We start from the raw sequence: 22,014 nt of genomic DNA, 5'->3' as shown, positions 1-22,014 counted from the left end.
ACAAATGTTTTGGCGTCCAATGAATGGACGTCAAAACAATTCGGCCGCAATGCCGTCGGCGAGGACCCACGCGTTCCGCGGCACGCGGATCGTCCCGCCCTCGATCGTCAGTTTGCCCCGCTTCACGAGACGCTCGGCCGCCTGCCTGCGCGAAGGCGTCCATGCCTCTGCTCCGACTTCCGCCGCCGATCGTTCGAGGTCGAACCCTTCCCGCAACCGCAGGCCCAGCATGATCCGCTCGCGCAGCCGCGTCTCCGGATCGAGCGGCTCCTCGCTCTCGACCTCGGCTTCGCCCGCGAGCGCCGCCCGCATGTACCGCGCCGGATCGATCACGTTCCGGTACCGCAGCGCGGACCCCTCGTGTTGCCCGGCTCCCTTTCCGCTCACCGTGCCGAACGCCGCGCAGCCGAGGCCCACGTAGTCGTGCCCGCGCCAGTACCCGAGGTTGTGCCGCGCCTCGTGCCCCTCGCGCGCGTAGTTCGAGATCTCGTAGTGCCCGAGCCCCGCCGCGCCGAGCGCCTCCTCGATCGCGAAAAACGTCTCGGCCACGCCGTCCTCGTTCGCGATGGGCAGACGCCCGCGCCGGGACAGCTCGCCGAACTGCGTCCCCGGCTCGATCGTCAGGCTGTACGCCGACACGTGCGTCACTCCCGTCTCGGCCACGCGGCGCGCCTCTGCGGCCGCCTCGCTCGGCGACTGCTCCTGCGTGGGCCCGCCCGCGAGGTACTTCGGACCGGCCTCCTTCGCGGGCACGGCCACGCCGTAGATCAGATCCGCGCTCACACGCGGCACGCCTGCCCGCAGCGCCGCACGCACCGCTTCGAGGCCTCCTTCCGCATCATGCAGGCGCCCGAGGAAGCGCAGCCGCTCCGGCTCGAGACCCTGCACGCCCACACTGAGCCGGTTCACGCCCACGTCGACGAGGGCCCGCGCTCGATCCTCGTCGAGCGAGCTCGGGTTGCACTCCACCGTCACCTCGACGTCGTCCCCTGCGTGCCTTGCAGCGGCTGCGCGGATCCCCGCGAGCACCCGCCCGAGCGCCTGGGGCGCCCAGAGCGATGGCGTACCTCCGCCGAAGAACACCGTCGCGAGCGTCCGCCCCTCGAACGCCCCGGCTCGACGATCGAGCTCGGCGAGGATGGCGTCGGCGTAACGCTCGTGTTCGATTCCGTCCCGTTCCTTTGCGAAGGAAACGAAATCGCAATAAGGGCACTTTTTCAGGCACCACGGGAAGTGGACATAGACGCCGATCGGCTCCATGGATTTCTACGTGTGTGGAGGTCTCTGAGGCTCCCGGGTGTCACGGGAGAACGCGGGGGGCAGGACGCACGTCGAACGGGGCCGAAAGGACATGCCTCGCCCCGAAGGCACGATGACCCCTTGGGCGTTCCCGCGCCCGTGCGCAAGTTCATGTGAGGTCGTTCGTGCAGGAAAGGTCGAGGAGGTTTCCGCATCTGCCCGCTGGACAGCCGTGCCCACGGGCGCTCGAAGACGGAAGAAGCGGAGCGCGTGAGCCATGGTCAGCCAATTGCCGGGCGAAACACGGGGTGTTAGCTTGAACGTTCAGGACGGTGCCCAGGCACCTTCCGCACAACGTATGTTGACGTCTAAGGAGCTGATCGAGCGGATCCAGGCGTATCAGCCTGGGGCCGACGTCGAGCTCATCGCCCGCGCTTACGACTACGCCGCCGAAGCGCACAAGGGCCAGATGCGTAAGAGCGGCGACCCTTACTTCTCGCACCCGGTCTCGGTCGCCGGCATCATCATCGAGCTCAAGCTCGACGTGGCCAGCGTCGTCGCAGGGCTGCTTCACGACGTCGTCGAGGACACCCTCGCGACGCTCACGGACATCGAGCGCGAGTTCGGTCAGGAGGTGGCGTTCCTCGTCGACGGCGTGACGAAGCTGTCGAAGATCAACTTCGCCTCGAAGGAAGACCGACAAGCCGAGAACTTCCGGAAGATGCTGGTCGCCATGGCGCGCGACATCCGCGTGCTTTTGGTGAAGCTCTGCGACCGCCTCGACAACATGCGGACGCTCGAGCACATGAAGCCCGAGGCGCAGGACCGCATCGCGCGCGAGACGATGGAGATCTACGCGCCGCTCGCGAACCGGCTCGGCATCGCGCGGTTCAAGAGCGAGCTCGAGGACCTCGCGTTCAAGTACCTCGAGCCCGAGGCCTACGCCGACCTCTCGCAGAAGGTGCTCGGCACGAAGGCCGAGCGCGACAAGTACATCACCGACGTCTCGAAGATCCTCGCGGGCAAGCTGGCCGAGCAGGGCTTCGCCGCCGACGTGACCGGCCGGGCGAAGCACAACTACTCGATCTGGCGGAAGATGCAGTCGCAGCAGTGCGACTTCGATCAGGTCTACGACGTGATCGCCTTCCGCGTGCTCGTCGAGTCGGTGGCCGAGTGTTACGCGACGCTCGGCGTCATCCACTCGCAGTACACGCCGGTGCCCGGCCGCTTCAAGGACTACGTCGCACTGCCGAAGCCGAACATGTACCAGTCGCTGCACACGACGGTCATCGGCCCGGGCCGCGAGCGCATCGAGGTGCAGATCCGGACGCACGAGATGCACCGCGTCGCGGAGCAAGGCATCGCCGCACACTGGAAGTACAAGGAGCGCCACTCGGGCGGGCTCGACCCGAAGGACGCGGCGCGCTTCGGCTGGCTACGCCAGCTCATGGAGTGGCAGAAGGAGCTCAAGGATCCGCACGAGTTCCTCGACAGCGTGAAGGTCGACCTCTTCCAGGACGAGGTCTACGTCTTCACGCCGAAGGGCGACGTGCGCGTCTTCCCGCGCAACGCGACGCCGATCGACTTCGCCTACGCGATCCACAGCGAGGTCGGCGATCACTGCTCGGGCGCCCGCGTGAACGGGGCGATCGTGCCGCTGCGCTACAAGCTCCGGAACGGCGACGTCGTCGAGGTGATGACGAACCCGAGCCAGCAGCCGAACAAGGACTGGCTCGACTACGTCACGACGAGCCGCGCGCGCTCGCGCATCCGCAGCCACCTGCGCGCCGATCAACGCGAGCGCTCGCTGAAGCTCGGGCGCGAGCTCCTGGAGAAGGAGTTCCACCAGCGCGCGATCAGCATGGCGCGCCTCACGAAGAACGAGGCGGAGGTGCGCAAGCTGTGCGAGCACTTCAACGCTCAGACCTTCGACGAGCTCCTGATCGGCATCGGCTACGGCAAGCACAGCCCGAAGGCGATCATCGAGTTCCTCGCGCCGCCGCAAGGCAACCAGGAGTCGCTGCCGCCGCCGTCCCTCAAGGAGAGCCGCATCGAGTCGCTCGTCCGCAAGGTGACGGGCCGCGATAACCACGGCATCCGGCTGAACGGCATCGACGACGTGCTCGTCCGCTACACGAAGTGTTGCAACCCCCTGCCAGGGGACGAGATCGTCGGTTTCATCACGCGCGGCCGCGGGATCACGGTGCACCGCCGCAACTGTCCGAAGGCGCTCGACACCGATCCGGAGCGCCGCGTGGAGATCTCGTGGGACGCGCGGGCGAAGATCAACCGCCCGGTGCAGCTCCGCGTGATGACGGCGAACCGGCCCGGCATCCTCGCCACGGTCGGCCAGACGTTCCACGAGCAGGGCATCAACATCAGCGAAGCGACGTGCCGCGCCGGCGACGACGGCCGCGCGACGAACACGTTCACCTTCCTGTGCTCGGACCTCGCGCAGCTCAAAGGCGTGATCCGGCAGCTCCAGCGCATCCCGGGCGTGATGGCCGTCGAGCGGACGTAGCCTGGTCGAGGGGGGCCCGAGAGCTTGGCCTGGTTGAGGGGGGCCCGAGAGCCCCCCTCAAAACCCCCCAGAGTGCCATGTGAGGCCTCTTCAGCGTCTGCGGCGCGGGCCTCTTCAGCGTCTGCGGCGCGGGCCGGGCCCCGAGCTTGCACCCGCGCCCGCGAGAGCGCGCGTGAGCGGACGACCGAGGTCGCCCTCGGGCGCATGCCGCGCCGCGAGATCCTTGATGCGACGAACGAAGGCGTTGATGGCGCGTTGATCGACGCCGGCCGGCGAGGTCGCGCGCTCGCACCAGTACGTACGGCATCCGAACGGCCGTGACGTGTAGATCGCGCAGCGTCCGTTCTCGTCGAGCATCGGGCAGACGCGCTCGTCGACCGTGGTGAGGCGACGCTTGCCGCGCGAGGTGTCCTCGCTGCTCGCGAGCGGCGGCGGCGTGCGACCGAGCGCGCGCGCGCCGCCTCGCGTCGCGATGGCGCGTTGCACGAGGGCGAGCTCGATCGACGTGACGTACGGCTCGCGCCCCGTGACGCCGAAGCGGCAGCACTCGGTGGACGCAGGGCACGACTGTCCCGCGAAGGACGCGTCGACCTCGCGGTAGATCGCCGCGAGCTCGTCGAGCAAGCCCGCGAGCGCGCGCCGATCGTCGTCCTTCGTGTTGTTCGTGCGAGTCGATGCGTTCGAACGATCGGGCGACTTCGTGTGGGACATGGATCGATCGCCCGGAGCATACGCGCCGTCTCCGCCGTATTCCAACGCGCGCAGCTCACTTTGCGTGCTGCGTGCGGGCGCTATCCTCCGCAGTGACCATGCCCAAACCGCACGCGTACCCGCGGCTGCGGCCGATCGAGGCCATCTTCGTTCCGCACCCGACGTTCGGCAAAGCGCTCATGCTCCGCGACGGCGAGGGCATCGCGCCGAGCCCGGTCGCGATCCGCGGAGACCTCGCCCCGATCGTCTCGTGCATGGACGGCACGAGCTCCCTCGACGGCATCGCCCGCCGCGCGAGCCGCATCATCGGTCGCATGATCGACGTCGCGCTCGTCTCGCGCGTCGTGGCGGATCTCGATGCGGCCTACATGCTCGATACGCCACGCTTCCAGGCGAGACGAGCCGAGGTCGTGGCCGCGTTCGCCGCGGCGAGCGAGCGGCCCGCGCACCACGCGGGCGGCGCCTACCATCGTGATCCCGAGGAGCTCGCTCGTTACATCGAGGAGGCGTGTCTCGCGAAGGCGCCGCGCGGCAACGGCGCCTCGCATGGCCGCCTCGTCGGGCTCTGCGCGCCGCACATGGACCTCTGGCGCGCGGCCGAAGGCTACGGCTACGCGTACGGCGCGCTCGCCGAGGCGCTGCCTCCCGAGGTCGACACGTTCTTCCTGCTCGGCACGTCGCACGCGCCGATGCGCCAGCCCTTCGCCGTCTGCGACAAACGTTTCGCCACGCCGCTCGGCGCGCTCGAACCCGACCACGACGCGCTCGCGTTCCTCGCGAGCCGCAGCCGCTTCGACGTGCGCGAGGACGAGTACCTGCACAAGGGCGAGCATTCGTTGGAGCTCCAAGTCATTTTCCTTCGCCACCTGCTCGGCGATCGCCCCGCGCGGATCGTGCCCGTGCTCTGCGGCCTCGGCGACGCGCAGGCGAGGGGACGTGATCCACGCGAGGATGCGCGCGCCGAGTCGTTCCTCGCGTCGCTCGCCGAGCTCGTCGAACGACGCGGCGCGCGTGCGTTCCTCATCGCGGGCGCCGATCTCGCGCACGTGGGCCCGCGTTTCGGCGATCCGCGTCCGCTCGACGCTGCCGAGCGCGGCGCGCTCCAGGCTCGTGACGCGGAGTCCATCCGCCTCATGGTGGAGCACGACGCGAGCGGGTTCTTTTCGCAGGTTGCCGAGGATCTCGACACGAGGCGCGTCTGTGGCCTCGGCCCGATCTACACGGCGCTCCGGGCTCTGCCGGGGGCCGCGACGGGGCGGCTCTTGCACTACACGCAGTGCGTCGATCCCGTGGAGGGATCGATCGTCAGCCACGCGTCCTTGGCGTTCGTCTCTTGAAGGGCCGTGTCCGAGCACGGCCCTCTCGTCGAGTGAAGACTTAGCTCCGCGAGAACTTGCGCCGCGCGATGTCGAGGCCGAGGCGCTCGGCTTCGCGGTAGATCGCCTGGCGCGACATGCCGAGCGAACGCGCGGCCGACGCGACCGAGCCGTTCGCGCGCGCGAGCGCATCTTCGAGGCGCGCGCGTGCGAGCGAAGGATCCGTGGCGGGCGGCAGCGAGGGCTTCGTGCGGCTCGCCCTCGCGAGCGACGACGCGATCGACGACGGAAGGATCGCTCCATCGGCGCCCGCGACCTCGGCCGCGGAGACGAGCGTGGCTTCGAGCTGCGGCACGCCGCCCGGCCAGCCCGCGCGCACGAGCGACTCGAGCAGCTCCGGCGTGATGCGCGAGAGCTCGATGCCACGGCGCTCCGCGATGTCCTGCACGATCGCCGCGATGTCCTCGCGACGATGCTCGAGCGGCGTGATCGTGACGCGCTTGCCCGAGAAGAGCGAAGCGAACCACGGCGCGAGCTTGCCGTCGCCGACCGCGCGATCGAGCGGCTGCCCGACCGTCGCGATCACCGACACGCCGCTCGTGCGACCCACCGCATGCGCGATCTCGAGCTGCTGCGGGCGCGGCAGACGATCCGCGTCGAGCACGACCCACGTCATCGGGCGAATGCCCGCCGGGATCGTCGGCTTGCCTTCGGCGCGGCCGTCCACCGTGACGATGTCGCCCACGCCTTCGCGCACGGCGGCCGCGAGCTTCGCCATCGTGCGCTTGCCCGTGCCGGGCCCGCCCTCGATGCACACGCACGAGCCGCTCTTCACGAGATCGAGGATCGGATCGATCCAGTCCTTGCGCTGCCGCGGGCCGTGAACGAGCGGGCCCGTGCGCATGATCGTGCCGCCGTACGCGCTGAGGTCACGCTCGACGAACACGCCGATCCGGCTGCCGAGACGCACCACGTCGCCGTGGCTGAGACCGATGCGGCGCGCGCGCACGCCGTCGACGAACGTGCCGTCGGGCGTGCCGAGATCTTCGACGTAGCAACCATCCGCGCGAACGCTGACCTTCGCGTGCTCGGGCGCGATGCCCGCGCCTTCGACGTGCGCGTCGCGCGACGCGCTGCCGATCACCGCGCCGTCGGTGAGCGTGATCGGCGAAAGCTCGCCGTTGAAACCGACGAGCACGAGCCCCCATCCACTGCCGTCACGGCGACCCTTCGCGAAGACGCCCGACCGGTGCTCTTTTTGTGCTTGGCTGACCGCCTCCGTGTTCGAAGCGGAGTTGATACGCAAAGCAGCCTGCTGTTCGTTCATGTTTCCCCCCATCCCTACGGAGCACGCGACGGTGCCCCATCCGCCTGTGCTGCAACCCCCAACGGCCGGCGCTCCGGCCAGGCCGTCCGATGCAACGGTTGAAGAGGATACTCTTGGAATTCAAAGAGGCAACTGTCTGGGGCGCAGGGCTTGACAGTTTCCAAAGTGCCGAGTAGGAATGGCCTCGCTGCTGACGAGGCACGCCTCGGCACGCAGTGGGGCCCTCCTCGGGGACCTCCCGAGTGAATCGGGAAAAACCCGAGCGGCTCCTCGGCATCGTGCTAATGAAGGCGATGACGAAGTCTGCGGGAGTAACTCAGTGGTAGAGTGCAACCTTGCCAAGGTTGACGTCGCGGGTTCAAATCCCGTCTCCCGCTCTGAAAATTAGCAGTTCCTTCGCAGCACCCTGCGGGAGTAACTCAGTGGTAGAGTGCAACCTTGCCAAGGTTGACGTCGCGGGTTCAAATCCCGTCTCCCGCTCCGCAACGTAGAAGAACACGAAAGGCCGGCCGCTCGAGCGTGAAAACGTGAAGATGCGCCGGCCTTCGTGTTTCGAAGGCTCAAGGCACAAACGCGGCCGGCCCACGCCCCCGTTGTGATACGCATCCTCGGCGATGCCGCCCGCGCCTCTTCACGAGCGACTCCGACAGCTCGCGAGCACCCTCGAACGACAGTTCCTCGGCAAGGACGAGATCATCCGGCTCCTGATGATCTCGGTCGTCGCCGGCGAGCACTGCGTGCTCCTCGGTCCGCCCGGCACGGCCAAGAGCGCCCTCATCCGCTCGCTCTCGGAGCTGATGCAGGCGAACTACTTCGAGTACCTGCTCACGCGCTTCACCGAGCCAAACGAAATTTTCGGTCCCGTCGACATCGTCGCCTTCCGCGAAGGCACCTACCGCCGCAACACGCAGGGCATGCTGCCCGAGGCCGAGGTCGTCTTCCTCGACGAGGTCTTCAAGGCGAACAGCGCGATCCTGAACGCCCTGCTCACGCTGCTCAACGAGCGCAAGTTCACGAGCGGCGGCAAGGTGATGCGCTGCCCGCTCATCAGCGTCTTCGCCGCATCGAACGAGGTGCCCGGTGACGAGACGCTGAACGCGATCTTCGACCGCTTCCTCCTGCGCGTCCACTCGGACAACCTCGACGCGTACCACTTCAGCGAGCTCCTGCAGCGCGGCATCCAGCACGAGATCCGGCAGATGTCCGGCGAGCCGCTGCGCCCGGTCGTCACCGCCCGCGAGCTCGCCGATCTCGGCAAGAGCTTCGGCGGTCGGATGAATTTTTCCGACGCGTTCCTCTCGGCCTACAAGGGCATCGTCTTCCAGATCCGCGCCGAGGGGATCTCGCTGTCGGATCGTCGCGTCGTGAAGATGCTCAAGCTCTTCGCCGCGAGCGCCTACCTCGACGGGCGCAACACCACCGACGCGAGCGACTTCTTCGTCCTCAAGCACATCTGGAACAACCAGGACCAGGCCGCGATCCTCGAAGGCATCGTCCAGCCCGTGCTCGAAGCGTTCTTCCGCGAGCACCCCGATCGCCGTCGCGTCGGCGCGCTCGGCGTGGGCGTCGAGGCGCTCGCCGCCGAGATCGATCGCATCCGCCAGCTCCTCACCGGCGGAACCGCCCTCGGCGACGTGCAGCTCTTCAGCCAGCTCAAGGCCCTCGGCGAGATCAAAACGGCGCTCGCCGGGATCACCGATCCGCGCGCCCGCGAGCTCGAGAAGCGCGTCGCGCAGCTCCTCGAAGCCTCCTTCCGCAGCGGTCGCTTCGCGCAGATCTGACGCGCCGCCTCAGAGGGTGTCCCACAGGCGTCACGACTGAAAATGCACCTCATGCATCGACCGCATCGCGGTCGATGCACCAGAGGTCCAGGGCTTGCCCTGGTCCGGGTCGAGGGGCGGACAGCCCCTCGTCGGGTCCGGGGTGAAACCCCGGCGCTACGCCATGAAACACCCTCTCAGGTGGACCGCTTACGCTCGCGCGGCCCGCCCGTGCCCCGCTCGCGCGGCGGCCCGCTCGTCCCACGTTCACGCCGATCCGCAGGCCGCGCGCGTCGCTCCTCGCGTCCGCCTTCCCGCGACGTGTGCCCCGTCCGCGGCCGCTCGCCGCGCTCGCCTCGATCCCGCGGCGCTGCGCCGACGTGCGCCCGCGGCTTCTGCTGCTTCGCGCGTTGCGCAGGCATCTGATCCACGGCCGGGCGCACGCGCTTCGGCACGCCGAACTCTTTTCGGATCGCGAGCAGCTCGTCGACCGTCAAGAGGCGCCACTTGCCCGGCAAGAGCCCTTCGGACGTGACGCCGGCAAAGCTCAACCGCGCGAGGCGCATCACGGGGAACCCCGTCGCCTCGCCCATGCGGCGGATCTGCTGATTTCGCCCTTCACGCAGGGTGATCTCGAGCCAGGTCTTGTCGCCCTCGTGCCGCAAGATGCGCACGTCCGCCGGGAGCGTCTTGCCGTCTTCGAGCTCGACGCCCGTGCGCCACACGTCGGCGTCGCCTTCATCCATCACGCCCCTCACTTTGAGGACGTACGTCTTGGGCACGCCGCCGCGCGGATGAAGCAGGCCGTTCGAGAACTCGCCGTCGTTCGTCATCAAGAGGACGCCGCTCGTCGCGAAGTCGAGGCGACCGACGGGATACACGCGCGCTCCCGCGCTGCGCACGAGATCCGCGACCGTGGGCCGACCCTCGGGATCATGCAGCGTCGAGACGACGTTCCGCGGCTTGTGCAGCACGAGGTAGACAGGCGACTCCGCGGTGAGGCGCTTGCCATCGACCTCGATCTTGTCGCGACGCGGGTCAGCCTTGGCCCCGAGCTCCGTCACGACGCGCCCGTTCACCCGAACCCGCCCTGCCGTGACCAGCTCCTCCGCTGCGCGCCGGGAGCTCACCCCCGAACGGGCGATGATCTTCTGCAACCGCTCTTCCATCCGCCGACACGCCTCCAGCCCGCTGCTCGCGCGCTCTTCGCTCCAAACCCGCAGTCGTGATAAGCACGCTCCATGCGCCGCGTCGACAAGCCGTGGGGACACGAGCTCATCTGGGCGGAGACGTCCCGCTACGTGGGCAAGTTGCTCCACATCCGGGCAGGCGAGCGTCTGTCCCGTCAATACCACCGGGTCAAGGAAGAGACACTCTTTCTCCAGTCAGGAGAGATGGACCTCGAAGTAGGTCCCAAGGAGTCGCTCGAGCGTCGCCGCATGGTGAAAGGCGACGTCTTCCACGTCCTGCCCGGGACGATCCACCGGATGATCGCCGTCACCGACGTGGACGTGATCGAAGTGTCCACGCCCGAGCTCGACGACGTCGTCCGCATCGAAGACGTCTACGGCCGCGAAGGCACGAGCGCTCCCTGAGACATCGCGCAGCGCCGGGGTTTCACCCCGGACCCGACGAGGGGCTGTCCGCCCCTCGACCCGGACCAGGGCAAGCCCTGGACCTCTGGTGCATCGACCGCGATGCGGTCGATGCAGAGGTGGCGTGTCCTCGTCGCGCTAGGGCTTCTTCTTTTCGCCCTTGTCGGCCTTCTTGTCGGCTTTGCCGTCTTTTTTCTCGGCCGGCGCGGGGGAACCCTTCGGTTCGCCTTCGCCCTCGTCGCCGTCTTTGTCGGCGTCGCCTTTTTCGGCGGCGTCTTTTTTCTCGGCCTCGCGCTTCTTCGCGGCCTCTTCTTCTTCCTTCTTCCGCTCGGCTTCCTCGGCACGGCGGCGCGCCTCGGTGTCGTGGTCCCAGCGATCGACCCGCTCGTCGGCGTCGAGGTCCACGCCCATGCGTTCGAGCTTGCCCTCGCGATAGACCTCCCAGACGTCAGGCTTGCCGTCGCGGTTCTGGTCCCGCTTGATGCGCGAGAGGCGCCCGTCCGAGTAGGACTTCCACTCGTCGGGCTTGCCGTCGCGATCGTTGTCGAACGCGACCTCCGCGAGCTTGCCACGCGAGAACGTGATCCACGTGTCGATGCGGCCGTCGTAGTTGCTGTCGCTCTCCTCGTGCAGGCTCTCGCCCTTGTCGTTGTAGCGACGCACGACGTCCTTCACGCCGTCGAAGTTCGTGTCGATCTCGCGGCAGACGAGGATCTTCTTCTGCGACTCGCCCACGCCGACGAGCAAGAAGACGCGGCGGACGTTCGGCTGGAGCGAGCCAGGCCCCGCGATCTCACTCGCTTCCCGATCCTTCCGCCCCTTCCAGTCGCACATCGAGCGATCGTCGACCTTGTAGGCGGGACCTTTGAGCGGCGCGCGCTTCGGCGTGGTCTCGCCGGTGAACGCGTTCGTCGTGGGCGCGGGCGTGCTCGCGCACGCGGAGAGCGCGAGGAGAGAGCCTGCGAGTGTCCACACGATCACGCGGCTCGTCATCATCGAGGGCTCGTCGCGCCTGGCTGCGGTGCGGTGGGCGCGCCCGCCGGAAGCACCGGCGCAGGCACGGTCGGAAGCGGCGCCGCGCCCGAGGGGCGAGGCGCAGGCGCCTGCGGCTTGGGCGGCGTCGCGGCCTGCTTCGCGCGGGCCTCGGCGCAGAGGTCGAGCACGGTCTCGGGATCGGGCTTGCCGTCGACGTTGCGATCGGTCGCGACGAGCGCGCACCGATCGTCGGTCGGATCGTTGAAGGCCCACCACTGATCGATGAGCCCGTCGCCGTCCGAGTCGCGCTCGCGCCGGACGAGGCGGCCGCCTTCGTAGTAGTCCCAGGTGTCGAGCTTGTCGTCGAAGTTGGTCTCGCGTTCCTTCAGGAACACGGCGCCGTCGCGCGAGCTCACGATCTCGTCGGCCCGACCATCCCTGTCGTAGTCCGACTCGCGGCGGCGCTCGCGGCCCGCGGGATCGTAGTAGACGAAGACGTCGATTGCGCCGTCGAAGTTGAGGTCGAGGATGCGGCAGAGCTCGCGACCCGAGGCGTCGGGCACGCGTGTCATGTCGGGCTTGCCGTCGCCGTTCACGTCGAAGCGCTGCGCGTTGGCTGCGGTCATGTCGCAGGCCTCGTGCTTCACCTCGGTGTCACGCTCGGCGCCCGTGGGAAGGGTGGGCGGCGGGCCGCCTGGATCGGCCGAGGTGCACGCGGCGCTGCCGATCGCCGGCAGCGACGTGAGGAGGGCCGCGACGCCGAGCGAGCGCGCCCAGCGGAAAGGGCATGGAAAGCGGCGTGATTCCAAGCGTTCGAGGCGAGTCTAGACGCAGCGCGACGTCTTCCGCAAGGCGAGCGGCAGGCCGACGCCTTGCTCGTGCTCATGCTACTGACGCGCGTTTCCGGAGACTCCCGAGTCTTCCTGATTGACAACACACGTACCGGCATCTAGGGTAACGCCTTGTCAGTATCCCTCAGAGTCCTGGGGGCGCGCCGTCCGCATGCGGTGGGCGTCGCGAAGAGCGCAGGGCCGGCGTGACATGTCGCGAAAGAAAGTCTCGACGACCATCTACATCACGCCCGAGCAGGCCGAGCGCCTGAAGCTCCTGCACGACCGGACGAAGGTGCCGATCGCGGTCTACATCCGCGAGGGGATCGACATGGTCCTCAAGCACTACGAGCACGTGCTTCCGGGACAGATGAGCCTGGAGACGACGGTCCAGAAGAAGTAACCCCCGCAAGCCGTGGCTTTCGCCCGCGCGACGCGCTAGGAGCACGCGGCCGTCGTCTTGCCGGCCTCACGGAAGTATGCCCGCCGATCCCAAGCTCATCCGCAATTTCTCCATCATCGCGCACATCGATCACGGCAAAAGCACGCTGGCCGACCGCATCCTGGAGGCCACGGGCGCCCTGTCGGAGCGCGAGAAACAAGACCAGTTCCTCGACAAGATGGAGATCGAGCGCGAGCGCGGGATCACCATCAAGGCGCAGAACGTACGGCTCGAGTACGCCGCCAGCGACGGCCAGAAGTACCGGCTGCACCTCATCGACACGCCCGGACACGTGGACTTCAACTACGAGGTCTCGCGTAGCCTCTCGGCCTGCGAGGGCGCGCTGCTCGTCGTGGACGCCTCCCAGGGGGTCGAGGCGCAGACGCTCGCCAACGTCTTCCTCGCGCTCGACAACAACCTCGAGATCATCCCCGTCCTGAACAAGATCGATCTGCCCTCGGCGGATGTCGACCGCACCAAGCGCGAGATCGAGGACGTCATCGGACTCGATTGCTCGAACGCGATCCTGGCGAGCGCGAAGACCGGCATCGGCATCAAGGACATCCTCGAAGCCGTCGTGGCGCGTGTTCCGCCGCCGAAGGGTGATGCCTCGGTCACGCCCCGCGCGCTGATCTTCGATAGCTGGTACGACAGCTACCGCGGCGCGGTCGTCATGGTCCGCGTGGTCGAGGGCACGCTGCGCAAGGGCCAGAAGGTGCGGTTCCTCGCGACGGGGCGCGACTACGAGATCACCGAGATGGGCGTGTTCGCCCCGCACGCGACGCCCATCACCGAGCTCGGGCCGGGCGAAGTCGGGTTCATCGCGGGCAACATCAAGAGCGTCACCGACACGAAGATCGGCGACACGGTGACGGACGCGGTCCACCCGACCACGGTCGCGCTGCCCGGCTTCAAAGAGGTGAAGCCGATGGTCTTCGCGGGCATCTTCCCCACGGACTCGGCGCAGTACGAGGACCTGCGCGACGCCCTGTCGAAGCTCCAGATGAACGACGCTGCGTTCGTCTACGAGCCCGACACGTCCGAGGCGCTCGGCTTCGGTTTCCGCTGCGGCTTCCTCGGCCTGCTCCACATGGAGATCATCCAGGAGCGGCTCGAGCGCGAGTACAACCTCGACCTCATCACCACGGCCCCGAGCGTCGTGTACCACGTGTACATGAACAGCGGGGAAATGAAGCCGATCGAGAACCCGGCGCGCCTGCCGCCGACGCAGCACGTCGACCACCTCGAGGAGCCGATCTACCGCGTGACCATCCACGTGCCCTCGTCGTACGTGGGCGCGGTGCTCGCGCTCTGCCAGGACCGGCGCGGCGAGCAGAAGTCGCTGCAATACGCCTCGTCCGACCGCGTGATCATCACGTACGACATGCCCCTCAGCGAGGTGCTCTTCGACTTCCACGACAAGCTGAAGAGCGTCTCCCGCGGCTACGCCTCGATGGACTACGAGCTCGTCGGCTACCGGCCCGCGGACCTCGTGAAGCTCGACATGCTGGTGAACGGTGACCCGCTCGACGCCCTGAGCGTCATCGTCCACAAGGAGAAGGCCTTCCAGCGTGGGCGCGATCTCGCGGTGAAGCTGAAGGACATCGTGCCGCGCCAGCAGTACGAGGTGGCCATCCAGGCGGCCATCGGCTCGAAGGTGATCGCCCGGACGACCGTGAAGGCGATGCGCAAGGACGTCACGGCCAAGTGCTACGGCGGCGACATCTCCCGCAAGCGCAAGCTCCTCGAGAAGCAGAAAGAGGGCAAGAAGCGCATGAAGATGGTCGGCAGCGTGGAGATCCCCCAGGAGGCGTTCCTGGCGATCCTCAAGGTCGACTGAAGCGCGCGCCCTCTACCGTCCGCGGCCGAGCCTTCGTATAAGGCGCGATATGTCGGTCGCTCGACGCGCTCTCCCACTCTGCCTCCCGCTCCTCCTCTCGCTCGCCGCCTGCGACGAACCGGCCTCGACGAAGGCCGCGTCGTCCGCGGCGCCCTCGGCCGCGCCGCCGACCGCGGCCGATCCGCAGCCCTCCGCGACGACGCCGCCTCCGCCGGCGAAGGCGAAGATCGAGATGCCGCCGCGGCCCGTGCCCCTCGGCTCGGCGGGCCCGATCCAGCCGAGCGCGCCGCCGGATCAGCAGATGATGGCGATCCAGTACACGATCGCGATGGTCACGCCGCGCGGCACCGACCCCATCGTCGACAAGGACTACGTCGAGCGCATCGTGAAGAAGCTCGAAGCCGCGGTGCGCACGGCCGACAAGGGCAAGACGCCGCCGAACCCGGTGAAGCCGAACAAAGGCAACCGCAAGCTCGAGGTCGACATGGGCAAGGGATGCAACGAGCGGGTGCCCGAGAACTTGCTGCATCAGCGGGCGGGCTCGTCGCTGAAGGAAGCGTACGAGGCCGGCGTGCTCGTCATCTCCTGCCACGACGACAAGTGGGAGTGCCATCAGTCGACGCGTATCCCCGAGGACGTGCTTTGCCACGCCGCGCCGCGCCGCTGAGCCACGTCCGCCCCTGACGAGCGAGCCCGCATCACCCGTGCGTGGCGCCTGGCCGCGCTTCTATGCGCGATGTGGTAAGGGAGAGCGGCAAATGCATACGGCCCTCCCGAATCTTCGCTCGCGCGTCCGGAAAGGTCCCTACGCCGAGCTGCTCGCCGAGCTCAACCGCAACCGGACCCGGCTCGCCGAGGCCGAGCACGACGCGACCATCTCGTTCGGCCCGACGATGCGCGTCGAACGTTTCGTCCTGGGCAACGGCCTGCGGGTCTTGATCCTGCAGGACAACGCGGCGCCCGTCGTCTGCGTGCAGACGTGGTTCGGCGTCGGATCGCGGCACGAGCGCGTCGGCAAGACGGGCATCGCCCATCTCTTCGAGCACCTCATGTTCGGCGAGACCGAGACCTCGGCCCACGGCGCGTTCGATCGCACCCTCGAAGAGGCGGGCGCCGAGACGAACGCCGCGACGTTCCTCGACTGGACGTACTACCACACGAACCTGCCCGCCGAGGCGCTCGAGCTCACGTTGCGGCTCGAAGCGGACCGGATGTCACGCCTCGTGCTGCGTGATCCGCAGGTGGCGAGCGAGAAGGAGGTCGTCGCGAACGAGCGACGGCAACGCGTCGACGACGACGTGGACGGCGCGATCAGCGAGATCCTCTACAAGGAGGCGTTTCGCGAGCACGGCTACGGGCACCCGACGATCGGCTGGATGGACGACATCCTCGGCTTCACGACCGACGACTGCGTCTCGTTCTACCGGACGTATTATGCGCCGAACAATGCGGCGATGGCGATCGTCGGCGACGTCGACATCGGGCAGGTGCTCCGGCTCGTGCAGGACAACTACGGCGGCCTGCCGTCTTCGGTGCTGCCGGTCGAGGACGTGCGCCCCGAGCCTCCACAGATCGAAGAGCGCCGGATCCGCATCACCAAGCCGACGCCGACGCACAAGGTGGCGATCGGGTACAAGTCGCCGGCGCTCGGCGACTTTGATCATCCGGCGCTCACGCTCCTGAACGAGATCCTGTTCGGAGGGCGCTCGTCGCGGGTGCATCGCGCGCTCATCCAGGAGCAGGAGATCGCCACCGACGTGCGCGGCTGGGTGGGCTCGTTCCGGGATCCTTCGCTGTACGACGTCTTCTTGTCGGCGCGCGGCGAGCGCACGGCGGAGGAGCTCTGCAACGCGCTCGACGTGCTCCTCGACCGGGTTCGTGTCGAGCCGGTGACCGAGGAGGAGCTCGAAAAGGCGAAGGCGCGCGTCGAGCTCGCAGTGCTGCAAGGGCTCGAAACGGTGAGCGGCAAGGCCGAGCAGATCGGGTTCTACGAGGTCGTGCTGGGCGATCCGGCGGTGCTCTTCGAGCGGCTCGCGGCGTACCGCAGGGTCACCGTGGGGGATCTGCTCCGCGTGGCGCGGCGCTACCTCGTGCGCTCGTCGAGGACGGTCATCGAGGTCGCGCCCGACGGATCGATGGAGAGCGACGAGGCTCCCGACGAAGAGACGGACGGTGAGGAGAGCGAAGAGGAGGTGGCGTCGTGACGCACGTCATCATCGAGCCGAGCCCCGCGTTGCCTCTCGTCAGCGTCGTCGTCGCGTTCCGGTCGGGCTCGGCACACGACCCCGTGGGCCGCGAAGGGCTCGGACGCATCACCGCCCGCATGCTCCGCCGCGGGGCCGAAGGCTACCGCTCGGAGCAGATCGAGCAGACGATCGACCTGCTCGGCGGCGAGCTCGGCGTGGACGTCTCACCGAGCTCGAGCACGGTGCATTTCGAGGTGATCCGGCGTTCGCTCGATCCGTTCGTGGACCTCGCGTCGACGCTGCTCGCCCGGCCTTCGTTCGACGAAGCCGAGCTTGCTCGGCTGAAGCGCGAGGCCGAGGCCGAGCTCATCGAGTCGCGCGACAGCGACGGCACCTTGTGCGCGCGCGCCTTCCGCCGGACGCTCTTCGCCGGTCATCCGTACGGCCGCCGCGTCGCCGGCTGCATCCCCGCCTTGCGGGCGATCGAGCGCGCCGACGTGGTGTCGTTTTACGAGGCGCACTACGCGCGGGAGAACGCGATCGTCACGATCTCGGGAGACGTCGACGTCGAGGAAGGGCACGCGATCGCGGAGCGCCTGCTTTCTGGACTCCCGGTCGGCGCGAGTGTCCCGGATCCCGTGCAGCCGCCGCCGCGCAGATCCGGCCGTCGGCTCGTCTTCGTCGACAAGCCCGAGCGAACCCAGACGCAGATGATCGTCGGAGGGCTCGGGACGCACCCGAACGATCCCGATCACGTGGCGCTCCTCGTGGCGAACACCGCGTTCGGCGGGACGTTCACGTCGCGGCTCATGCAGGAGGTGCGGGCGAAGCGAGGCTGGTCGTACGGCGCGTCCTCGCGCGTCGGCTTCGATCGGCAGAGGGACGCGTTCACGATGTGGACGGCGCCCAAGGCCTCGGATGCCTCGGCCTGCCTCGCCTTGAAGCTCGAGCTTTTGCACGCGCTTCGCAAGGACGGGATCACGAAGGACGAGCTCTCGTTCGTCAAAAAGTACCTCGTCCGCTCGCACGCGTTCGAGGTCGATACGGCGAGGAAACGGGCGTACCAGAAGCTCGAAGCCGCGCTCTACGACTTGCCCGAGGGCTACCACGACAAGCAGCTCGAGCAGATCGAGGCCGTCACGCTGGATGAGGCGAACGCCGCGATCCGCGAGCGTCTGTCGGAAGACGATCTCGTGGTCTCCGTCGTGGGGACCTTCTCGCAGATCGGCGAAGCCATCGCGAAGTCCGTCCCGCGGTTGCTCGAGACGCAGGTCGATCCGTTCGACCTCGAATGATTGGCGGCGCGCGGATGGGGGCCGCGCGCCTCTCGCCTCACGGCGGGAACATGGCCATGGGATAGGACAACTCCCGCCGAGCGATGGCGCAGGGATACATGATCGGTCCCTTGCGCCGTCGTGCGGGGCGCGCCGCGCGGGGCGATGGATGCGCATACGCGAGGAGCACCTCGCGCACGCGGAGCAGATCTTTCGGCCGCAGGGGGCGCGGCGCCGACACGGCGAGGCTCGACGCGGCGAGCGCGCGCCCTCGCCGGAGCACCTCTGCGCGCGCGAGCTTGAGCCGAGCGTAAGCCGTCTTGAGCGGGACCCCGAGCTTCTCGGCGATCTCCGGCATCGGCTGCTCCTCGAGGTCGTGCAGGACGAGAATCTCGCGGAGCTTCGGGCGCATCCGGCCGATGAGCTCACGGGCGAGCGCCTGCTCCTCGCCCTCCAGGAGCGCGGATTCGGCTGCGAGAGCGTCGCTCATCGGCTCCGGCGGCAGCTCGGCCACGAGCGGCTCCATGCGGTGCCTCGCGAGCTTTCGGTAGTTCGTCGCGAGCTGCATCGCGATGACGAACAGCCACGGGCGCGCCGAGCTTGCCGCGTCGTGATCCTCGATGCGCCGCAGGGCGACCGAGAAGACCTCCTGCGCGATGTCGTCGGCGTCGCGTGCGGGCACTCCGTACCGCTCGACGGTGCGCAGGACGAACTGCCATTCGCGCGCATAGAGCTGCTGGAACACCTCGTCGCGCGGAGGAAGGACCCCGGAGACGAGCTCCTCCGCGAACGGATAACGAACGGGAGGGCGCGAGGGATCGTGAGGCACGACGTCGGCCGACGGGGGAGGGATGACGTCGGGGCACCACGTGGAGGGAGACAGCGTCGGCGTCGACGGGAAAGAAGCGCCACGACGCTTGCCTTCTGCAAGAGTTTTACCAGACGAACCTGCGCGTGAAGCTCGTTTCCCGCGGGTGCTGCGGGGACGCTCGTCGGCCGTTTTCATGGTTCACCGCCCCGAGGCGCGGCCGGTGTGCTCGGCGTCGCCCGCGCCTCTCGAACGGTTTGTCCTGCGTGTGGGAGGGAGCGTCAATGATCATCCGCGCTCACGCGCCCGCGATCGGTTCTCCCTCCGCCTCCGTCGCGACCATCCACAAGACCGCCATTCGCACGGCGACGCCCGCTTCCACCTGATCGAGGATGACGCTTCGTGATCCATCCGCCACGGCAGGGTCGATCTCCACACCTCGGTTCATCGGCCCAGGGTGCATCACGATGGCGTCGGGCGCGGCGAGCGCGAGTCGTGCTTCGTTGAGGCCGAACTTCCTGCTGTACTCGCGGGTGCTCGGCAAGAACGTGCCCGCGAGGCGCTCGCGCTGGACGCGGAGCATCATCACCACGTCGGCTCCTTCGAGCGCAGGCTCGAGCCGATCGTGCACCTCCGCGCCGAGCGCCTCGGCTGCAGGTGGTAGCAGCGTGCGAGGGCCCGCGAAGCGCACCGTGGCGCCCATCTTCCGCAGGAGAAGCACGTTCGAGCGCGCGACACGGCTGTGCAGGACGTCGCCGCAGATGGCCACGACGAGGCCTTCGAGCCGGCCCTTGCGACGTCGGATCGTGAACGCATCGAGCAGCGCTTGCGTGGGGTGCTCGTGCGTGCCGTCGCCCGCGTTGACCACGGCGGCGTTCGTGCGTGATGCCACGTAGTGCGGCGCGCCCGACGCTTGATGCCGGATCACGAGGACGTCCGGGCACATCGCTTCGAGGTTCTTCACCGTGTCGAGGAGCGTCTCGCCCTTGACCGCGCTCGACGTCGACACGCTGATGTTGATGACGTCCGCCGAGAGCCTCTTGCCCGCGAGTTCGAACGAGGTCCGCGTGCGCGTCGAAGGCTCGTAGAAGAGGTTGATCACCGTCTTGCCGCGGAGCGTCGGCACCTTCCGGACGCTGCGCCGCGAGACGTCGAAGAAGCTCTCCGCGGCGTCCAGGATCGAGAGGATCTCGGTCCTCTCCAGGGCCTCGATCCCGAGCAGGTGGCGGTGCGGATATCGCGCGCGTGGTGTCGTCGTCACGTTCCCCCCAGGGTGGATGCGTCCTCGATGGTGGCCCACGCGCCGTCGTCCTTCTGCGCGACCTCGATTCGCTGGCCGGGGCCGAGCTCCACGCGACGCACGGTGTAGTCCGGGTGAATGGGCAGCTCGCGGCCGCCGCGATCGACGAGCACGCAGAGCTCGATGCGACGCGGGCGGCCGTAGTCGAGCACGGCGTCGAGCGCCGCGCGGATCGTGCGGCCGGTGTAGATGACGTCGTCGACGAGCACGACGCGCTTGCCGCGCACCTCGAACGGGATGCGGCTCGGGCCGATCTTGGGGTTCGGCAGGGCCGTCGCGGCGTCGTCGCGGTAGAGGGTGATGTCGATGGAGCCCGTCGGCGGGGCTTCGCCTTCGAGCTCGCGGAGCAGCGCGGCGAGCCTCTCTGCGAGGGGCTCTCCGCCGCGCCGTATGCCGACCAGCGCGAGGTCACGGACGCCGCCGTGCTCGGCGATCTCGCCAGCGACGCGGCGGAGGCCTCGGGCCACCGCGACCGGATCGAGGAGGACTTCGGACATGGCGGGGACGAGCTACCACAAGGCCGACGCGGTGTCCCCGGGCCGCGCGGGGTGCGTCACGTCAATCGGGCTGGTGGAGAATTTTCTGGGTCGGATCCACGAAGTAGAACCGAGCGTGAGCGGCGCGCTGGAAGGTGAGCGCGCCGAACGCGTTGACGAGGACGGAGATCAGGGCGAGCGCCCAGAAGAAGCCGCCGAGCCGCCTCCGGCCGAGCGCGAGCAGCGCGAACAGGAACACGGCGAAGTCGTTGGAGAAGCGGTAGCCGAACTGGATCCAGCCACTGTTCTGGTAGAGCAAGCTCGGCAGCGCGATGCACGCGGCCGTGAGCGCGATGGGCCAGAAGGAAGGCGGTGTGCGTCTCGGCCAGAGCACCCAGGCGTAGATGGGCGTCGTGATCCAGAGCGCGAGGCCGTGCGCGTTGATCTGGAACGGTGCACCGCTGACACCCGTGTAGGGCAGGGACGTCAGGATCACGCCGAGGTTCCGGCCGAGGTAGTGGTACGAGAAGAGCCCCCAGCGCTCGATGCGCGCTCGCCACGTGATCGCCAAGAGCCGATGGCCGAACTCGAACGGATCGCCGAAACGCGCGGCGTTGTACCAGAGCAGGACGCCGAGCACCGCGGCGGCAGGTGCAGCGAACAGTACGAGCTTCTTCGCGAGCGCGCGCGCATCCACGTCCGCGAGACGCACGCGACTGCTTGCCCCGGAGCGCGCGCTCGCCCTCACCGCCTCGTACACGAAGAGCGGGAACGCGAAGCCGAGCGGCGTGCGCGTGGCGAACCCGAGGCCGATCGCGAGACCCGCGACGATGGGATGCGCGGCGCCGACGGACGCGAAGAGGTAAAGCGCCGCGAGCGCCGCGCCGACGACGTGCGCCGCGAACCAGACCGTGCCTTGCACGGCGGAGAACCAGTACACGGTGCCGAACGCGAAGAGCAGCGAGAGGAGCACGTTCTCCCGCTCCGATCGGCCCGTCCTGCCGGCGCGCGCGAGTGCGTCGAGGCCGAGGTACAAGAGCGCCGGGGCGAGGCCCGTGAAGAGCGCGAAGACCTGACCGTCCCGAACGCGTTCGACGTTGCCCGCGAGCTTGACCGCAGGCAGCAAGAGGACCGCGGGGAACGGCGGAAAGCTCACGTAGTGCTTGCCTTGCCACGTGACGAAATCGTTGTTCCCCGTGTACGCGGGGGGCGGGCCGCCGAGGTCCAGACGGCCGTGCAGCCACGCATCGGCGAGCAAGGCGAAGTGGTTGTACGGCGTGTGCGTCGTGAGCCGCTCGCGCGCCGTCGTGGCGAGACACACGACCGTGACCAACGTGTAGATCACCGCGGCGACGAGCCACCTTCGTGATCGATCGTCGGGCCGTTCGAACAGGCGATCCATGCGTGCTGGGCG

Annotated in this window: 19 protein-coding genes and 2 tRNA genes; 11 read left to right on the top strand and 10 right to left on the bottom strand. The window is 68.3% G+C overall.

What is annotated here, in order from left to right; translation table 11 throughout:
* Positions 1-30: 30 nt before the first annotated feature.
* Positions 31-1,260 (bottom strand): radical SAM family heme chaperone HemW, encoded by a 1,230-nt coding sequence (gene hemW, locus QHF84_RS03580; protein WP_281311733.1) that lies wholly within the window; start codon positions 1,258-1,260, stop codon positions 31-33.
* A gap of 337 nt (positions 1,261-1,597) precedes the next feature.
* Between hemW and QHF84_RS03575 the strand changes: the two genes are divergently transcribed.
* Complete coding sequence (locus QHF84_RS03575; RefSeq protein WP_281311732.1) at positions 1,598-3,760, top strand: bifunctional (p)ppGpp synthetase/guanosine-3',5'-bis(diphosphate) 3'-pyrophosphohydrolase; 2,163 nt, start codon at positions 1,598-1,600, stop codon at positions 3,758-3,760.
* A 114-nt stretch (positions 3,761-3,874) separates the two neighbouring features.
* On the opposite strand, the gene QHF84_RS03570 is transcribed toward QHF84_RS03575, so the two are convergent.
* Positions 3,875-4,471: a YkgJ family cysteine cluster protein gene (locus tag QHF84_RS03570; RefSeq protein WP_281311731.1), complete on the bottom strand. Its 597-nt coding sequence runs from the start codon at positions 4,469-4,471 to the stop codon at positions 3,875-3,877.
* 98 nt (positions 4,472-4,569) lie between these two features.
* Here QHF84_RS03570 and amrB point away from each other — a divergent pair, with 98 nt between their 5' ends.
* The gene (gene amrB / locus QHF84_RS03565) at positions 4,570-5,808 is read left to right on the top strand and encodes an AmmeMemoRadiSam system protein B (RefSeq protein WP_281311730.1); all 1,239 of its coding nucleotides are present in this window, start codon (positions 4,570-4,572) and stop codon (positions 5,806-5,808) included.
* A gap of 40 nt (positions 5,809-5,848) precedes the next feature.
* On the opposite strand, the gene QHF84_RS03560 is transcribed toward amrB, so the two are convergent.
* Positions 5,849-7,114, bottom strand: a complete 1,266-nt coding sequence (locus QHF84_RS03560) for an FHA domain-containing protein (RefSeq protein WP_281311729.1) — start codon at positions 7,112-7,114, stop codon at positions 5,849-5,851.
* A 305-nt stretch (positions 7,115-7,419) separates the two neighbouring features.
* Here QHF84_RS03560 and QHF84_RS03555 point away from each other — a divergent pair.
* The 3 genes from QHF84_RS03555 (at position 7,420) to QHF84_RS03545 (ending at position 8,895) form a co-directional block, all read left to right on the top strand.
* Positions 7,420-7,491 (top strand) — tRNA-Gly (locus QHF84_RS03555).
* 31 nt (positions 7,492-7,522) lie between these two features.
* Positions 7,523-7,594: transfer RNA gene (locus QHF84_RS03550), tRNA-Gly, on the top strand.
* 134 nt (positions 7,595-7,728) lie between these two features.
* Positions 7,729-8,895, top strand: a complete 1,167-nt coding sequence (locus QHF84_RS03545; protein ID WP_281311728.1) for an AAA family ATPase — start codon at positions 7,729-7,731, stop codon at positions 8,893-8,895.
* 176 nt (positions 8,896-9,071) lie between these two features.
* Here the strand turns inward: QHF84_RS03545 and QHF84_RS03540 are convergent, their stop codons facing one another.
* Entirely contained in the window at positions 9,072-10,043 is a 972-nt protein-coding gene (locus QHF84_RS03540) for a pseudouridine synthase (protein ID WP_281311727.1), read from the bottom strand.
* Between the two features lie 72 nt (positions 10,044-10,115).
* Between QHF84_RS03540 and QHF84_RS03535 the strand changes: the two genes are divergently transcribed.
* Positions 10,116-10,469, top strand: coding sequence for a cupin domain-containing protein (locus tag QHF84_RS03535; RefSeq protein WP_136931847.1), 354 nt, complete (start codon positions 10,116-10,118; stop codon positions 10,467-10,469).
* Positions 10,470-10,607: 138 nt separating this feature from the next.
* Here the strand turns inward: QHF84_RS03535 and QHF84_RS03530 are convergent, their stop codons facing one another.
* Both QHF84_RS03530 and QHF84_RS03525 read right to left on the bottom strand, forming a co-directional pair.
* Positions 10,608-11,465 (bottom strand): hypothetical protein, encoded by an 858-nt coding sequence (locus tag QHF84_RS03530; protein ID WP_281311726.1) that lies wholly within the window; start codon positions 11,463-11,465, stop codon positions 10,608-10,610.
* Positions 11,462-12,253: a hypothetical protein gene (locus QHF84_RS03525; protein ID WP_281311725.1), complete on the bottom strand. Its 792-nt coding sequence runs from the start codon at positions 12,251-12,253 to the stop codon at positions 11,462-11,464. Before QHF84_RS03525 ends, QHF84_RS03530 begins: the two co-directional genes overlap by 4 nt.
* Before the next feature lie 232 nt (positions 12,254-12,485).
* On the opposite strand from QHF84_RS03525, the gene QHF84_RS03520 reads away from it, so the two are divergent.
* The 5 genes from QHF84_RS03520 (at position 12,486) to QHF84_RS03500 (ending at position 18,037) form a co-directional block, all read left to right on the top strand.
* Positions 12,486-12,677, top strand: a complete 192-nt coding sequence (locus QHF84_RS03520) for a ribbon-helix-helix domain-containing protein (protein ID WP_136918444.1) — start codon at positions 12,486-12,488, stop codon at positions 12,675-12,677.
* Positions 12,678-12,753: 76 nt separating this feature from the next.
* Positions 12,754-14,556, top strand: a complete 1,803-nt coding sequence (gene lepA, locus QHF84_RS03515; protein ID WP_281311724.1) for a translation elongation factor 4 — start codon at positions 12,754-12,756, stop codon at positions 14,554-14,556.
* A gap of 49 nt (positions 14,557-14,605) precedes the next feature.
* Positions 14,606-15,223, top strand: coding sequence for a hypothetical protein (locus tag QHF84_RS03510; protein ID WP_281311723.1), 618 nt, complete (start codon positions 14,606-14,608; stop codon positions 15,221-15,223).
* Positions 15,224-15,314: 91 nt separating this feature from the next.
* On the top strand, positions 15,315-16,760 hold the full coding sequence (locus QHF84_RS03505; RefSeq protein ID WP_281311722.1) for a pitrilysin family protein: 1,446 nt from the start codon (positions 15,315-15,317) through the stop codon (positions 16,758-16,760).
* Entirely contained in the window at positions 16,757-18,037 is a 1,281-nt protein-coding gene (locus tag QHF84_RS03500; protein WP_281311721.1) for a pitrilysin family protein, read from the top strand. Before QHF84_RS03505 ends, QHF84_RS03500 begins: the two co-directional genes overlap by 4 nt.
* Positions 18,038-18,074: 37 nt before the next feature.
* Here the strand turns inward: QHF84_RS03500 and QHF84_RS03495 are convergent, their stop codons facing one another.
* The 4 genes from QHF84_RS03495 to QHF84_RS03480 all read right to left on the bottom strand — a co-directional run bounded on the left by QHF84_RS03495 (position 18,075) and on the right by QHF84_RS03480 (position 22,002).
* On the bottom strand, positions 18,075-18,845 hold the full coding sequence (locus QHF84_RS03495; protein ID WP_281311720.1) for a sigma-70 family RNA polymerase sigma factor: 771 nt from the start codon (positions 18,843-18,845) through the stop codon (positions 18,075-18,077).
* A gap of 277 nt (positions 18,846-19,122) precedes the next feature.
* Positions 19,123-20,085, bottom strand: coding sequence for an aspartate carbamoyltransferase catalytic subunit (locus tag QHF84_RS03490; RefSeq protein ID WP_281311719.1), 963 nt, complete (start codon positions 20,083-20,085; stop codon positions 19,123-19,125).
* Complete coding sequence (gene pyrR, locus QHF84_RS03485; RefSeq protein WP_281311718.1) at positions 20,082-20,621, bottom strand: bifunctional pyr operon transcriptional regulator/uracil phosphoribosyltransferase PyrR; 540 nt, start codon at positions 20,619-20,621, stop codon at positions 20,082-20,084. Before pyrR ends, QHF84_RS03490 begins: the two co-directional genes overlap by 4 nt.
* A 61-nt stretch (positions 20,622-20,682) precedes the next feature.
* Positions 20,683-22,002, bottom strand: coding sequence for a hypothetical protein (locus tag QHF84_RS03480; RefSeq protein WP_281311717.1), 1,320 nt, complete (start codon positions 22,000-22,002; stop codon positions 20,683-20,685).
* Positions 22,003-22,014 lie beyond the last annotated feature (12 nt).

It is taken from the genome of Polyangium sp. y55x31, from assembly GCF_029946505.1.
Lineage (GTDB): Bacteria > Myxococcota_A > Polyangia > Polyangiales > Polyangiaceae > Polyangium.
This window is presented reverse-complemented; position numbering and strand designations above follow the sequence as displayed.